This is a genomic window from Streptomyces sp. NPDC036984 (genome assembly GCF_055607665.1).
In genome coordinates this window covers 1-16,694 of record NZ_JBVJRL010000035.1, presented here as the reverse complement: position 1 = coordinate 16,694, position 16,694 = coordinate 1, and the positions used below count along the sequence as shown (strand labels likewise).

Genomic DNA, 16,694 nt, shown 5'->3' with positions numbered 1-16,694 from the left:
GGAGCTCCATCCGTGACCGTGCAGCCGACGGCATCAGAGCACGCCCCGATCGATCTGGACATCGCCGTCATCGGGATGTCCGGCGCCTTCCCGGGCGCGGCGAACGTCACCGAGTTCTGGCGCAACCTGCGCGACGGCGTCTGCTCGGTGCAGTTCTTCACCGACGAGGAGTTGCTCGCCCGCGGCGTGCCCGCGGCCGACCTTCGGGACCCGGACTACGTCAAGGCCGCGTCCACCCTGGACGACATCGCGGGCTTCGACGCCGACTTCTTCGGCATCAACCCGAACGAGGCCCGGGCCACCGACCCGCAGCACCGCCTGTTCCTGGAGTGCGCCTGGGCGGCGCTGGAGGACGCGGGGTACGACCCCGGCGGCTACGACGGCGACATCGGCGTCTTCGCCGGGCTCGGCATGAACTCGTACGTGCTGGAGGTGCTGGGCCGCAACGCCTCGTTCTGGCGGTCCACCAGCCTCGAGCAGATGCTGATCGGCAACGACAAGGACTTCCTGCCCTCACGGGTCTCCTACAAGCTGAACCTGACCGGCCCCAGCATCAACGTCAACACCGCCTGCTCGACCTCGCTGGTCGCCATCCACCTGGCCCGGCAGAGCCTGCTGCTCGGCGAGAGCGACATGGCCCTGGTCGGCGGCGTGTCGATCGTGGTGCCCAACGACCGCGGCTACCGGTACGTCAAGGACGGCATCCAGTCGCCGGACGGCCACTGCCGGGCCTTCGACGCCCAGGCCCAGGGCACGGTGTGGGGCGACGGCTGCGGCGTCGTCGTCCTCAAGCGGCTGTCGGCCGCCATCGCCGACGGCGACCACGTCTACGCCGTCGTCAAGGGCACGGCCGTCAACAACGACGGCTCCCTGAAGGTCGGTTACACCGCGCCCAGCGTCGAGGGGCAGAGCCGGGTCATCGTGGAGGCGCTGGCCGAGGCGGGCGTCCTGCCGGAGGAGATCGGCTACGTCGAGGCGCACGGCACCGGCACCGCGCTCGGCGACCCGATCGAGCTCGCCGCACTCACCAACGCCTTCCGTACCGGGACCGACCGGGTCGGCTACTGCCCGATCGGCTCGGTGAAGACCAACATCGGCCACCTCAACGCCGCGGCGGGCATCGCCGGATTCATCAAGTCCGTGCTCGCCCTGCACCACCGCGAGGTACCGCCGAGCCTCAACTTCACCGAGCCCAACCCCGAAATCGACTTCGCCACCAGCCCGTTCTACGTGCAGACCCGGCTCACCCCCTGGCCGGAGGGGCCGGCACCACGCCGCGCCGGCGTCAGTTCGATGGGCATCGGCGGCACCAACTGCCATGTCGTCCTGGAGGAGGCGCCGGCCGCCACACCGGTCGCCGCTTCCGACGGCGAGCAGGTCCTGCTGCTCTCGGCACGCTCCGAGGCCGCCCTGGAGCGGGCCACCGGTGCGCTGGCCCGCCACCTGGCGGCCCACCCGGAGCTGTCCCTGGCGGATGTGGCCTACACACTGCAGTGCGGGCGCCGGCACTTCCGGGTCCGGCGGGCGCTGCTCGCCCGGTCCGTCGGCAGCGCCGCCCGCGCCCTCGCCGAGGCCGACCCGGAGGCCCTGCTCGGCCCGGGCGACACCGCCGGGCCGGACGGGCTGGCCGCATGGCTGGCCGGTGAGGACGTGGACTGGCAGTCGCGGTGGCCCGCCGGCTCCGCACTCCGCGTGCCGCTGCCCACCTACCCCTTCGAGCACCGCAGCTACTGGCACGAGCCGGAGATCGTCCCCGAGGCCGCAGGACTCGACGACGAGGCCTACTTCACCAAGCTGCCCGACATGGGCGACTGGTTCTCCCTCCCGGTGTTCAAGCAGCGTCCGCTGCCCTTCACCGTGCCCGCGTCCGGGCGCCGCACATGGCTGGTCTTCGCGGACGACCAGGGGGTCGCAGTCGGCGCGGCCGCGGCCCTGGCCGCGGACCACGAGGTCGTGACGGTGACGGCGGGCAGCCGCTACGAGCGGCGCGAGGACGGCTCGTTCGTGCTGGACCCCGCCGACCAGGAGGGTTACACGGCCCTGCTGTCCGAGCTGCGCACCCAGGAGAAGCTGCCCGACGGCGTCCTCTACTGCTGGCCGCTGCGCCGCCGCGCCGAGCAGCCGCACCGGCTCGACCGCAAGGCGCTGCTCGCCGAGCAGGAGTCCATCCTCTTCCCGATCCTGCGGTTCGCCCAGGCCCTCGACGCGCTCTCCCACGAGCGGCCGCTCACCTTCACGGCGGTGACCGAGGACGTCTTCGACGTCACCGGCACGGAGGACCTCGACGTGCACGCCGCCACCATCGGCGGCGCCTGTCTGGTCCTCCAGCAGACCTACGGCCACATCGTCTCCCGGGTGGTCGACCTGTCCGGCGCCACGGACACCGACCGCCGGATCGCCGAGCTGCTCGCCGAGGTCCGCCACGACACCGGCGACCTGTTCAGCGCCCACCGGTCGGGCAAGCGGTACGTGCGCGGCTACGAGCCGGTCAGGGTCGAACCGGACGCCCCCCGGCCGACCGGGCTGCGCGCGGGCCGCACCTACCTGGTCTTCGGCGGCCTGGAGGGCATCGGCTCGCTGATCGCCGAGCACATCGTGCGCGACCGCGGCGGCCGGCTGCTGCTCCTGGAGGAGTCCGACTTCCCCACCGAGGACCAGTGGGACGCCTGGCTGGCCGAGCACCCCGAGGACGACCCGATCGCCGCCCGGGTGCGCAAGGCACGCGAGCTGATCGGCCTCGGCGCACACTGGCTCGGCAACCTGGCGGAGGACCCGGCGGAGAACGACGCCCTGCGCGCCGACGTCGAGCAGCGCCACGGCCCGGTGCACGGCCTGATCCACGCCCCCGGCTCGTCCAACGCCAAGCGGGTCGACACCATCCGCGCGGCCACGGTCGAGGACTGGGGCCGGCACTTCGCCGCGGTCGGCGCGAGCCTCGTCCTGCTCGACCGGATGTTCGCCGACCACGAGCTGGACTTCCGGATCATGACCAACTCCCTCGGGTCGGTCCTCGGCGGCGACGGCTTCTTCCACATCGCGACCGTCGGCAACTACGCCAAGGCGTACGCCACCCTGCGCGCCCGGCAGACCGAGCAGGCGTGGACCGTGCAGGCCTGGGACTCCTGGACCGTCGAGTGGGTCGGCATCAGCCAGTACCTGCCGGTCGCCCTGTTCGACCGGGTCAAGCCCTCCGTGCTCACCACGGAGGAGGGCCTTGCCTGCTTCGAGCTGGCCTTCGCGGTCACCGGTGCCGTCGAGATCGACATCTCGGCGACCGACTTCACCGCCCGCTACCGCAAGTGGATCGGCTCCACCGGCCGCAGCGACCGGAGCACCCACCGGATCTCCGGCACGCACCCGCGCCCCGAGCTGGACACCGCCTACGCGGCCCCGAGCGGCGCGACCCAGCTGGCCCTGGCCGAACTGTTCTCCCGAGTCCTCGGGGTCGAGAAGGTCGGTGCCGACGACAGCTTCTTCGAGCTGGGCGGCCACTCGCTGCTCGGGGTCGAGCTCGCCGCCGAGGTACGCAAGGCGCACGGGGTCGAGTTGGACCTCTACTACCTGTACGGGATGTCGACCGTGGCGCAGCTGGCCGAGTACATCGAGGGCGCACGATGAGACGGCCCATCGCCTTCCTGTTCGGCGGCCAGGGCTCCCAGTACCACGGCATGGGGCGCCCGCTGTTCGACCACGAGCCGGTCTTCCGTGACTCCATGCGCGAACTGGACGACGTGGTACGGAAGACGGCCGGCCTCTCGGTCGTCGAGCAGCTCTACGCCGCCGATCGCAGCGTCGGGGAGCCGTTCGACCGGCTGCTGCTCACCCACCCGGCGATCGTCATGGTCGAGTACGCGCTGGCCCGGCTGCTGCGCTCACGCGGTGTCGAGCCGGACTACGTGGCGGGAAGCAGCCTCGGCGAGTTCGCGGCGGCAGCCGTCGCCGGCGTGCTGCCGATCGAGGACGTGCTGACCGCCGTCGTCCGGCAGGCGCAGCTCTGCGAGCGGTCGGGCCCGCCCGGCCGGATGCTCGCCGTCCTGAACGACGTCACCTCGTTCGACCGCGACCCGGTCTTCGCGGGCACCGAACTCGCGTCGGTCAACTACCCCGAGCACTTCGTGGTGTCCGGCACCGTGACCCGGATCGCCGAGCTCAGGGCGGAACTCACCGCACGGGACATCCCCGCCGAGGTCCTTCCGGTGCCGCACGCCTTCCACTCCTCCCACATCGACACGTTCGCCGGCGAGTTCCGCGACCTCTTCCGCGGCCTCCGACCCGCCGCACCCCGGATCCCCTTGATCTCCGGCGTCGACGGCAGCCGGCCGGAGCGGCCGGACGCCGGCTACTTCTGGAACGTCGTCCGCCGGCCGATCGACTTCCCCGCCGCGGTCCGCAGCCTCGCGGCCGCGGGCGACCCGCTCCACCTCGACCTCAGCCCCGGGGGCACCCTCGCCACCTTCCTGGGCCGCAACCGCCCCGAGGCGGCGAGTCACTCGGTCCTGACGCCCTTCATGCAGGACCGGCAGCGGCTCGCCGACGCCACCGCCGCCGCCCTTGCGCAGCGCGGCTCAGCCCGCCCGACGACCGAAGAAGGCAGCATGACCGTATTTCTGTTCCCCGGGCAGGGCTCCCAGTTCAAGGGCATGGGCGCCGGGCTCTTCGAGGAGTACCCCGATCTCACCGCCACGGCCGACCGGGTCCTCGGCTACTCGATCCGGGAGCTCTGCGTCGAGGACCCGCGCCGCGAACTGGGCAAGACCCGCTTCACCCAGCCCGCGCTGTACGTGGTGAACGCCCTCAGCCACCTCAAGCGGGTCGCCGACACCGGGGTGCGTCCCGACGTCGTCGCCGGCCACAGCCTCGGTGAGTACAGCGCGCTGTTCGCCGCCGGTGCGCTCGACTTCGAGACGGGCCTGCGGCTGGTCAAGCGGCGCGGCGAGCTGATGAGCGAGGCCGCGGACGGCGGGATGGCCGCGGTGATCGGCCTGACCGTCGAAGAGGTGCGCGATCTGCTGCGCCGCGAGGGGCTGACGGCCATCGACGTCGCCAACCACAACTCGCCCCGCCAAGTGGTGGTCGCCGGCCCCAAGGCCGACATACCGGCGGCCCGCGAGGCCTTCCTCCGGGGCGGCGCCCAGCACTACGTCCCGCTCAACGTGAGCGGAGCCTTCCACTCCCAGCTGATGGCCGGCACCCGGGAGGCGTTCGCGCCGATGCTGCGCGAGGCCGTCTTCCGGACCCCGGAGATCCCGGTCCTGTCGAACGTCACGGCCCGCCCGCACCGCGACGGCGAGATCGCCGACAGCCTCGCCGAGCAGATCACCCACGTGGTCGAGTGGAACGACTCGATCCGCTACCTGCTGGGCCTGGGCGAGGTCGACCTCGTCGAGGTCGGCCCCGGCACGGTGCTCACCAAGCTGGTCGGCAAGATCCGCGAGGAGGCGGGCCCGTCGGCACCGGAGAAGCCGGCCGCCGCCATCCCGGCTCCCGCCAGCCCGGCTCCCGTCACCCCGGCGGCCGCCCCTGTGGCCCCGGCCGCCCGGGCCACCGTCATCCCGGCCCCCGCCGCCCCCGCTCAGGCCCCCGCGACCCCGGCTGCCGCCACCCGGGCCGCGTCCGTCCCGGCCGCCGGCGCCGCCGTTCCCTCCGCCGTGACCGCGCCGGCGCCCGAGACGGTCCGGCCGCCGGAGGCCGAGCTGCCCCTGTGGCCGATGGCCGTCACCGCGGCCTCGCTCGGCGATCCCGACTTCCGCCGCGACTACGGCCTCACCCACGCCTACCTGGCCGGCGCCATGTACCGCGGCATCGCCTCCGTGGACCTCGTCGTCCGGATGGGCCGGGCGGGCATGCTCGGCTTCTTCGGCACCGCCATGGTCCGCCCGGACGACATCGAGGACGCGATCCGCCGGATCCAGCGCGAGCTGCCCAACGGCGAGCCGTACGGGATGAACCTCATTCACAGCCCCGCCCACCCGGAGGCGGAAGAGGCGGCGGTCGACCTATTCCTGCGCCACGGCGTGCGCGTCGTCGAGGCGTCGGCCTACATGGGCATCACCCCGGCCCTCGTCCGCTACCGCGCCAAGGGGCTGCGCCGCAGCCCGGACGGCCGGGTGACGGCCGCCAACCGGATCATCGCCAAGTTGTCCCGCCCCGAGGTCGCGCGGGTGTTCCTCGCCCCGGCACCCGAGGACCTGGTCGCCCGCATGGTCACCGCAGGCGCCCTCACCCCGCACGAGGCGGAGCTGCTGCGCGAGGTCCCGGTCGCCGATGACCTGTGCGTCGAAGCGGACTCGGGCGGCCACACCGACCGCGGCGTCCTCGTCGCACTGCTCCCGGCCATCATCGCCCTCCGCGACGAGCTGGCCGTGGCCCACGGCTACCCGCAGCGGGTCCGGGTCGGCGCCGCGGGCGGCATCGGCAGTCCGGCCGCCGCGGCCGCCGCCTTCGTCCTCGGCGCTGCCTTCGTGCTCACCGGCTCCGTGAACCAGTGCACCGTGGAGGCCGGGACCAGCGAGGCGGTCAAGGACATGCTCCAGAACGCCGGTGTGCAGGACACCGCCTACGCCCCGGCGGGCGACATGTTCGAGATCGGGGCGCAGGTCCAGGTGCTCCAGCGGGGCACCTTCTTCCCCGGCCGGGCCAACCGCCTGTATCAGCTCTACAAGCATTTCGAGTCGCTCGACGCCATCGACGACAAGACGCTCCGCATGCTCCAGGACAAGTACTTCCGCCGGGACTTCGACCAGCTCTGGGAGGAGGTCCGCGCCTACCAGTCGGCCACCGAGATCCAGAAGGCCGAGCGCAACCCCAAGTACCGCATGGCGCTGCTGTTCAAGTGGTACTTCGCGCACTCGACGCGGGCCGCCCTGGAGGGCGACCCGGACCGCCGGGTCGACTACCAGATCCACTGCGGGCCCGCCCTCGGCAGCTTCAACCAGTGGGTCAGGGGCACCGACCTGGAGAACTGGCGCAACCGGCACGCGGACGAGATCGGCCTGCGGCTGATGTCCGCCACCGCAGAGCTCATCAACGGCCGCTTCGCAGATCTGTTCGGCCGCAGCGACGAATTCGACTCCGATCGCCTCGTCCCGCAGGACCGGGAGCCCGCCGTCCGCTGACCACCCCGGACAGCGCGCCGCCCCGGACCGTCCGCCCGCCGAAGAGATTGTGAGCAAGACCCGTGTCCCTGGAAGTCATCCACCGTCCGTCCGCCACCGAGGCCACCGAGGTGCCGCTGCTCTTCGTGCACGGCTCCTACCACGGTGCGTGGTGCTGGGACGAGCACTTCATGCCGTACTTCGCGGAGCGCGGCCACGACTGCCACGCCGTGAGCCTGCGCGGCCACGGCGACAGCCCCGGCCGTGACCGGCTGCACGAACTGACCCTGGCCGACTACGTGGCCGACGTCGTCGAGGCGGCCGGGCAGATCGAGGGCACTCCGGTGCTGGTCGGCCACTCCATGGGCGGCGCCGTGGCGCAGCTCGTGGCCCGCGCCCACCCGGAGTCGATCGCGGGCCTGGTGCTGCTGAACTCCGTCCCGCCGGCCGGGCTCGGCCCCGAATCGCTGCGCCTGATGTTCCGCCACTTCCGTGAACTGCGGGCGCTGCGGGCCTTCAACCGAGGCGCGGGCGAGTTCCCGACCCGACTGTTCTACTCCGACGCGCTCCCGGAGGCGGAGCGGACCACCCTCGCCGCCCGGCTCCAGCCCGAGTCGGACAAGGTCAACTACGCGGTGAACAAGCGCGTGCTGAGCGGCGCGTCGGCCCTGCCGGTGCCGGTCCTGGTGCTGGGCTCCACCGCCGACCGGGTGGTCTCGGCCCGATCGGTGCAGGCCACCGCCAAGACCTACGGAACCGAGCCGGTGCTGCTGGACGGCGTCGGCCATGTCTCGATGCTCGACCCGCAGTGGCGCCGGGTCGCGGACCGTACCGACGCGTTCCTCAAGACCGTGGCCGGCGCGGAGGGGGCCCGTCCGTGACCGATGAGACGGAGCAGCGCTCCTACCGCGTGACCAGCATCGCCGGCAGCACCGACCGCGAGATCGAGCGGCTGAGCGCCCAGGTCGAGCTGTTCTGGCCGGACGAGTGCCGGCACTACCGCGAGAACGGGCTGCGCGACGGCATCTCGATGGTCGAGCTGGGCAGCGGCCCGGGTTTCACCACCGAGAAGATCCTGACGCTGTTCCCGGAGATCCGGGTCACCGCCGTCGAGATCGACCCCCTGCTGGTCGAGGTCGCCGGTGACCGGCTGTCGGGCGCCTTCGGCGACCGCCTCGACATCGTCGAAGCGTCGATCATGGACACCGGACTGCCGTCCGACACCTACGACTTCGCCCTCACCCGGCTGGTCCTGGAGCATCTGCCCGATCCGGTGGCGGCGGTGCGCGAGGTGGCCCGGATCCTCAAGCCGGGCGGCCGGGCGGTGTTCGTCGACAACGACTTCGAGATGCACCTGATGACGTCCCCGCACATTCCGGCCCTGTCGGAGCTCTACGGCGCCTACTGCCGCTCGCGGGCCGACGAGGGCGGCAACCCGACGATCGGCCGCGAACTGCCCGGCATCCTGCGGGGCGGCGGGCTCTCGGCGGTCACCTTCACGGTGGTCAGCGCCCACAGCGACATCGTGGGCAGCAAGAGCTTCCTCGGTTCCGAGGGTGTCGGCATCCCCACCAAGTTGGTCCGGGACGGCTACCTGAGCAGCAAGGCGCTGGGCGAGATCGCCCGGGCCTGGCGGGATCTGATGAAGAACGAGAAGCACTCGATCCTGCGCCAGATGTATCTGTCGGCCGGCCAGAAGTAAGTACGAAAGGGACCCGCAGGGATGAACCGTGCCCTCGATGCCGTCGAGCGGCGGCTCAAGGCCGTCCTCGCCGCCGTACTCGCCGAGGACGGCGAGGAAGCGACCGCCGAGCAGCTGAACGGCGCCTTCGTCGACCTGGGTGTCAACTCGGTGATGTCGGTCGAGGTGGTCGACCGCGCCAACGCCGATCTCGGCCTGGACCTCGGCGTCGAGGTGATGTTCGACCACCAGGACGTGCGCGAGCTGGCCCGGTTCGTCGTGGAGGAGTACGGCGACGGGCTCGGTGACCTGCTCGGCCGGGACGGCGCCGACGCCGGCTCCGCCGAGGACACGCAGCACACCGGGGACACCGCCGGCACCCGGAGCACCCGGAACGCCGAGGACGCCACCGACGCCGAGGACGCCGCTCCGGCACCCGCCGAATCGTCGGATCCCGCAGCGAAGGACGTCGGCCCGGCGGCCGAAGCCCCCTCCGCCGCCGGCGTCTGCGCCGAGAACGTCTCCGCCGGCGACATCGCGGTCATCGGCATGTCCGGACGGTTCCCCGGCGCCCGCGACCTCGACGAGCTGTGGGAACTGCTGCGCGAGGGCCGTACCGCCGTCCGCGAGATCGACCGGCCGGGCTGGCCGCTGGACTCCTTCTACGACCCCGACCCGCAGCGCCCCGACCGCTCCATCAGCAAGTGGGCCGGACTGCTCGACGACCACGACCGGTTCGACCCGCGCTTCTTCGGCATCTCGCCCGCCGAAGCCGAGCACATGGACCCGCAGCAGCGGTTGTTCCTCGAGGAGTCCTACCGCGCGTTCGAGGACGGCGGCATCGCCGTCGACGCCCTGGCCGGGCGCCGCGTCGGGGTCTACGTGGGCGCCCGCGCCTCGGACTACCTGGACCGCTCGGTGCGCGCCGACGGGGCCAACGCACAGGTCTTCCTCGGCACGGACATGGCCATCCTCGCCGCCCGGATCTCCTACGCCCTCAACCTGACCGGCCCCAGCCTGACCGTCGACACCGCCTGCTCCGCCTCGCTCGTCGCCGTCCACCTCGCCTGCGAGAGCATCCGTCGCGGCGAAAGCGAACTCGCGCTGGCCGGCGGGGTGTTCGTACTCACCTCGCCCGAGTTCCAGGTCCTGTCCTCGAAGACCAACATGCTGTCGCCGGACGGCCGCTGCAAGACCTTCGACGACGACGCCGACGGCATCGTGATCGGCGAAGGCGTCGGGGTCGTGGTCCTCAAGAGCCTCGCCGCGGCGCTGGCCGACGGCGACCACATCCACGGTGTGATCAAGGGCTCGGCCATGAACCAGGACGGCCGCACCAAGGGCATCACCGCGCCGAGCAGCCGCTCCCAGCGGGCGCTGCTGCGCGAGGCGTACGCCGCGGCCGGCGTGGACCCGGACACCGTCGGCTACGTCGAGGCGCACGGCACCGGCACCAAGCTCGGCGACCCGATCGAGGTCCGGGCGCTGACCGAGGCGTTCCGCGAGCACACCGACCGGACCGGCTACTGCGCGCTCGGCTCGCACAAGGGCAACCTCGGCCACTCGATCATGAGCGCGGGTGTGGCCGGACTCCTCAAGGTGCTGTTGGCCCTGCGCCACCGGGAGATCCCGCCCACGCTGCATGTGCGCCGCCTCAACCGGCACCTCGACCTGGCGGACAGCCCGTTCTACGTCAACACCGAGCTGCGCGCCTGGGAAGAGCCCACGGGCCGGCCGCGCCGCGCCGGGGTCAGCTCCTTCGGCTTCAGCGGCACCAACTGCCACGTCGTGGTCGCGGAGGCGCCCGCCCGGGCCGTGGCGACCGGCGAGCCGGAAACCGCCTACCCGGTGCCGCTGTCGGCCAAGACCCCCGTGGCGCTGCGCCGTCAGGTGGCCCGGCTCGCCGACCGGCTCACCCGCGACGCCGGGGAGCTGCGGCTCCAGGACGTCGCCGCGACGCTGGCCCTCGGCCGGGCCCACCTGCCGCACCGGCACGCCGTGGTCGCGGGCAGCATGGACGAACTCGTGAGCGCGCTCAGGGCCCTGGAAGCCGGAGCCGAGCCGGCCGAGGGCACCACCGCGGGCGACGCCGGCACACTCGCGCGGGCCTACCGCAGCGGTGAGAACGTCGACTGGGCGTCCTGGTGGCAGGGCAAGCCGCACCGCCGGGTGCCCCTGCCCACCTACCCGTTCCACGGCGAGCGGTACTGGCATGCCGAGGCGACCGGCTCCGACCCCGACGCACCGGGAGGGAGCGGACACGCCGGTGGCGGCTCCGACTCCGTCCTGCTGCTCGCCCCCACCTGGCAGGACTGGCCGCAGGACGCCGCGCCGGACGACACGGAGCGGCTGGTGGTCCTGGACGAGCGAGTCCCCGCCGTACCGGACCTGCCGTGCCTGCGGCTCACCGGCGTCTACGAGGAGGACGCCGTCCGGCTGCTGGACGAGCTCCGCTCGCGCGCCCCCGGCCCGCTGTTCGTCCAACTCGCGGTCGTCGAGGGTTCCCTGACGGCCGGTCTGCTCGGCCTGCTGCTCACGGCCGGCCGTGAGTATCCGGGCATCCGAGGCCAGGAGGTCGTGCTCCCGGCCGACGCCGGTGCCCATGAGGTCCGCCGACTCCTCGACCAGGCGAGGGCGCTGAGCGGCGCCACCCGGGTCCGGGCGGACCGGACCGGCCTGCGGGGTGCCCGCTGGGCCGAGCAGGCCGTGCCGGAGCCGGCGGTGCCGTGGCGCACCGGCGGGGTCTACCTGATCACCGGCGGGGCCGGCGGCCTCGGCCGCCTGCTGGTCGCCGACATCGCGCGACACACGGACGGGGCCACGGTCGTGCTCACCGGGCGGTCGCCCGCGGCGCCCGTCCCCGCCGCCGACGGCGTGCACGTGGAGTACCGGCAGGCCGACGTCACCGACCGGGACGCCACCGCGCGGCTGGTGGCCGAGGTACGCGCACGGCACGGCCGGATCGACGGCCTGGTGCACGCGGCGGGCGTGCTGCGGGACGGCTATCTGGCCACCAGGACCGCCACCGACACCGCCGCGGTCCTGGCGCCCAAGGTCGCCGGCAGCCGCAACCTCGACGAGGCCACCCGGGACCTCCCGCTCGACTTCTTCGTCCTGTTCTCCTCGGTCACCGGCGCGCTCGGCAACGTCGGCCAGGCGGACTACGCCGCCGCGAACGGCTTCCTGGCCCGGTTCGCCGACCGGCGGGCCGAGCAGGTCGCCCGGGGCGAGCGCAGCGGACGTACCGTCGCGATCGACTGGCCGCTGTGGGCCGACGGCGGCATGGGCGTCGACGCGGCCACCCTGGCCGCCCTGAACCGCTCCCACGGCCTCGAACCGATGAGCACCCGGGCCGGACTGCGCGCCCTGCACAGCGCGCTGAGCACCGGCCACAGCCAGGTGCTCGTGGTGGCCGGCGAGCCCGGCCGGCTGCGCGCACTGCTGACGGCCCCCGCCGACGCCACACCGCAGCGTCCGCGCGCACCGCGGGCCACCGCCCCCCGGCCGGAGCTGCGGGCGGACTTGGCGGACCTCGCCGCCGCCCTGCTCCGGGTCCGGCCGGCGGAGCTCGACGCAGACACCGAACTGCACGACTACGGCTTCGATTCGATCACCCTGACCGAGTTCGCCAACCGGATCAACGCCCGGTACGACATCGACCTCACCCCGCCGGTCCTCTTCGAACACAGCACGCTCGGGCGGCTGGCGGAGTACCTCGGCGCGGCCTACCCCGAGTCCGCGAAGGAGCCCCAGGCGCCCGCCGGGCCGCCCGCAGCGCCGGCTCCCCAGGTGCCGGCCGGCCTCCCGGCCGTGGCCGCTGCCGAGCGGAGCGCCGCACGGCCGGTGCCGGACACCGCGCCCGACCCGGTGGCCATCGTGGGGATCAGCGGTGTCTTCCCCAAGGCCCACGACGTCCGGGCGCTCTGGGAGAACCTGCTGTCCGGCCGCGACTGCATCGAGGCCGGGCTGCCCGACCGCTGGGGCGAGCGAGCTGACGCCGCATTCCCCTGGGCCGGACTGATCGACGGCGTGGCGGAGTTCGACCCGGCCTTCTTCGGCATCTCGCCGCACGAAGCCGTCCGGATGGACCCGCAGCAGCGGCTCCTCCTCCAGACCGTGTGGGCGGCCATCGAGGACTCCGGCCATGCGCCGACCTCCCTGGCCGGCAGCGACACCGGCGTGTTCATCGGCACCCTCGACAGCGGCTACGGCCTGCTCGGGGACCCGGACGCCGATGTCGAGGGGCACACCGCCGTCGGACGCATCCCCTCCCTCGGCCCGAACCGGCTGAGCTATCTGCTGGACCTGCGCGGTCCGAGCCAGCCGATCGAGACCGCCTGCTCCAGCTCCCTGGTCGCCCTGCACCGGGCGGTCGGCGCCATCCGCTCCGGCGAGTGTTCGGCGGCCGTCGCCGGCGGCGTCAACCTGCTGATCGAGCCCAGCCTGCACACCAGCCTCGGCAAGTCGGGCGCGCTGTCCCCGAGCGGGCGGTGCCGCACCTTCTCCGCGGACGCCGACGGCTTCGTCCGCGGCGAGGGCGCCGGCATGGTCTTCCTCAAGCCGCTGTCCCGGGCCGAGCGGGACGGCGACCACATCTACGGGCTGATCCGCGCGACCGGGGAGAACCACGGCGGCCGTGCCCAGTCGCTGACCGCGCCCAACCCCCGTGCCCAGGCGGACCTGCTGGTGAAGGTCTACCGGCAGGCGGGACTCGATCCGCGGACGGTCGGCTACATCGAGACCCACGGCACCGGCACCAGGCTCGGCGACCCGATCGAGATCAACGGGCTCAAGACCGCTTTCGCGGAGCTGTACGCCGAGGGCGACGACCGCGAGGCACCCACCGCAAGCATCGCCCTCGGATCGGTGAAGACCAACATCGGCCACCTCGAACTGGCCGCGGGCATCGCCGGCGTCATCAAGGTGCTGCTCCAACTGCGGCACGAGACCCTCGCCCCCAGCCTGTACGCCACTCCCGCCAACCCCTACATCGACCTGACGGGCAGCCCGTTCCGCGTGGTCGAGAAGGCGGAGCCGTGGCCCGCCCCGACCGGCCCGGCCGGCGAACCACTGCCGCGGCGGGCCGGAGTGAGCTCGTTCAGCATCGGCGGCTCGAACGCGCACGTGGTCCTGGAGGAGTACCGGCCGGCCCGCCGTGAGACCGAGCCGGCCGACCGGCCGGCCCTGGTCGTCCTGTCCGCCAGGACCGACGACCGCCTGCACGAGCAGGCCCGCAACCTGCTGCGGTTCGTCCGGTCCGGACACGTCCCGGAGCAGGACCTCGCCGCACTCGCGTACACGCTCCAGGCGGGACGCGACGCGATGGAGAGCCGGCTCGCCGTCGCGGTCCGGACGGTGGCCGAACTCGGCGACCAGCTGGAACGGTTCCTCGACGGCCGGCCCGGCGACTGGCACCACGCGCGCACCGACGAGCACCGCGACGTCGTGGCCCTCTTCGCCGAGGACGACGACCTGCGGGACACCGCCCGGAGCTGGGTGGAGCGGGACCGGTTCGCGTCGCTGCTCCAGTGGTGGGTCAAGGGACTGGACGTCGACTGGCGGCTGCTCCATCCGCGGGGCACCCCGCAGCGGCTCAGTCTGCCGACCTACCCCTTCGCCCGGGAACGCCACTGGCGGCCCGGCAGCACCCTGCCCCGGCCGGACCGGGCACCGGCACTGCCGGACCAGCCCCCGGCACGGCCCGATCACACTCCGGCACAGCCGGAACACGCATCACGGCACCAGCCCGTCGCGGCCGCCGAACCGGTGGCCGGGCCCTCCGCCCTGCCTGCGGTACAGCGGCACCTGCGGGGAGTGGTGCGGCAGCGGTCCTTCGCACCGCTCGCCGGAACGAACGAAACGGAGCGTTGAGCAATGGACGAGCTTCTGGGCAGGCTGCTCTGGGCGCAGTTGCGTGCCGCCGGCTGGTGCGGCGACGACGTGACCGACGTGCCCGAGGTGACGGCCCGCCACGGCGCGCCCCAGCACGTGGCCCGTTGGTTCGCGGCGAGCATGGACCGGCTGCGGGAGCAGGGCCTGGTGCGCCGCGTGGGCGACCTGTGGCTCGCCCTGGACGCCGAACCCCCGGCCGAGGCCTGGGCGGAGTGGGAACGCCGCAAGGCCGAGCTGCTCGCCGACGCGAACATCCGGCCGCGGCTGGTCATCGCCGAGGCGATGCTGCACGCCCTGCCGCGACTGCTGGCCGGTGACAAGCCGGTCACCGACGTGCTCTTCCCCGGCGGCTCGTCCGACCTGGTGCGTCCCGTCTACCGGGGCAACCCCATGGCCGACTTCCTCAACGAGATCGTCGCCGAGACCGTCGTCGGTTACGTCCGGCACCACCGCGCCGAGAACCCCTCCGCCCGGCTGCGCCTCCTGGAGATCGGCGCCGGCACCGGCTCCACCAGCCAGGACGTCTTCCGGGCACTCGACGGCGACCGGGACGCGATCGAGGAGTACCGCTTCACCGACCTCTCCCGCGCGTTCCTCCAGCAGGCCGAGGCGGCCTTCCGCGCCGACGCGCCGTACCTGGTGACCGGCATCCTCGACATCGAGCGACCGCCGGCCGAGCAGGGCGTCGACACCGCCGCGTACGACATCGTGCTCGCGACCAACGTGCTGCACGCCACCCGGCGGATACGCGACGCCGTGGCACACGCCAAGTCGCTGCTCAGGCCCGGCGGCCTGCTCGTGCTCAACGAGATGAACGACAGCTCGATGCTCTCGCACATCGCCTTCGGCCTGCTCGAGGGCTGGTGGCTGCACGAGGACCCGGAGCTGCGCATGCCCGCCAGCCCGGCACTGCCCTCGGCCTCCTGGGAAATGGTGCTCACCGAGGCCGGGTTCCGGTCGGTGTTCTTCCCGGTGGCCGAGGTCCCCGGGGTGGAGGGCCAGATCGTGATCGCGGAGAGCGACGGCATCCTGCCGGACGCCACCGCACCGCGTCCGGCCGCGACCACCTCCCCGGCCTCCGCCGCCGAGCCGGCCTCCGCCGCCGCCGAGCCTCCCGCGAGCCACCGGGCGGCGCTGCTCGCCGAGTTGGCCGCGGCGCTCCAGATGCCGGAGACGGGCATAGCCGGCGACCGTGCGTTCCGTGACTACGGCCTGGACTCGATCCTGGGCATCCAGTTCGTGCAGCGGGTGAACACCGTGCTGGGCACCGAGCTGGAGACGACGGTGCTGTTCGAGCACGGCACGCTCGACCGACTGACGGCGTTCATCGACTCGTCGGTCCTCACGTCGTCCGTCCTCACGTCGTCGGTCCTCACGACAGCGGCCGAACCCACTGCTCCCGTGCCGGCCGAACCCGCCGCTCCGGCGCCGGTGGTCGTGGCCCCCGCGGCCTCGACCCCTGTTGCCTCGACCTCCGTCGCCTCGGCCCCCGTGGGCCCGGCCGACGGCACGGACGGCGACTTGGAGGCCATTGCGATCGTCGGTCTGAGCGGCCGGTTCGCCGGTTCCCGGAACGTGGACGAGCTGTGGGAGCACCTGGTCGCGGGCACCGACCTCGTCGGTGACGTGACCCGCTGGGACCTCTCCCGCCTCAAGCGCCGGAACCCGGACTTCTGCACCCGCGGCGCCTTCCTCGACGGACACGACGAGTTCGATCCGTTGTTCTTCGGTGTGTCGGGGCTGGAGGCGGAGTTCATGGACCCGCAGCAGCGGGTCTTCCTGGAGGAGAGCTGGAGCGCTCTGGAGAACGCCGGTTACGCGGGGACAGGAATCCGCGGCAGCCGCTGCGGCGTCTACGCGGGCTTCACCGGCGGCGACTACCACACGCTGTACCGGACGGAGGAGTCCTTCCCCCAGGCGATGATGGGGCAGGCCGGTTCGATTCTGTCGGCGCGGATTGCGTATCTGCTGGATCTGCGGGGTCCGGCGGTGACGGTGGACACGGCGTGTTCGAGTTCGTTGGTGGC

The 16,694-nt window shown here is 72.9% G+C and carries 6 protein-coding genes; all 6 read left to right on the top strand.

Annotation, left to right across the window (positions count from 1 at the left end):
- Nucleotides 1-12: 12 nt before the first annotated feature.
- Entirely contained in the window at nt 13-3,618 is a 3,606-nt protein-coding gene (locus ACZ7DL_RS36945) for a type I polyketide synthase (protein WP_470781158.1), read from the top strand.
- Nucleotides 3,615-7,115: an ACP S-malonyltransferase gene (fabD, locus tag ACZ7DL_RS36940; protein ID WP_470781156.1), complete on the top strand. Its 3,501-nt coding sequence runs from the start codon at nt 3,615-3,617 to the stop codon at nt 7,113-7,115. Before ACZ7DL_RS36945 ends, fabD begins: the two co-directional genes overlap by 4 nt.
- Nucleotides 7,116-7,177: 62 nt before the next feature.
- The gene (locus tag ACZ7DL_RS36935) at nt 7,178-7,975 is read left to right on the top strand and encodes an alpha/beta hydrolase (protein ID WP_470781155.1); all 798 of its coding nucleotides are present in this window, start codon (nt 7,178-7,180) and stop codon (nt 7,973-7,975) included.
- Entirely contained in the window at nt 7,972-8,796 is an 825-nt protein-coding gene (locus ACZ7DL_RS36930; RefSeq protein ID WP_470781153.1) for a class I SAM-dependent methyltransferase, read from the top strand. Before ACZ7DL_RS36935 ends, ACZ7DL_RS36930 begins: the two co-directional genes overlap by 4 nt.
- Nucleotides 8,797-8,817: 21 nt before the next feature.
- Entirely contained in the window at nt 8,818-14,646 is a 5,829-nt protein-coding gene (locus ACZ7DL_RS36925; protein WP_470781151.1) for an SDR family NAD(P)-dependent oxidoreductase, read from the top strand.
- Between the two features lie 3 nt (nt 14,647-14,649).
- A partial coding sequence (locus tag ACZ7DL_RS36920; protein WP_470781150.1) for a beta-ketoacyl synthase N-terminal-like domain-containing protein occupies nt 14,650-16,694 on the top strand: 2,045 nt, incomplete at its 3' end.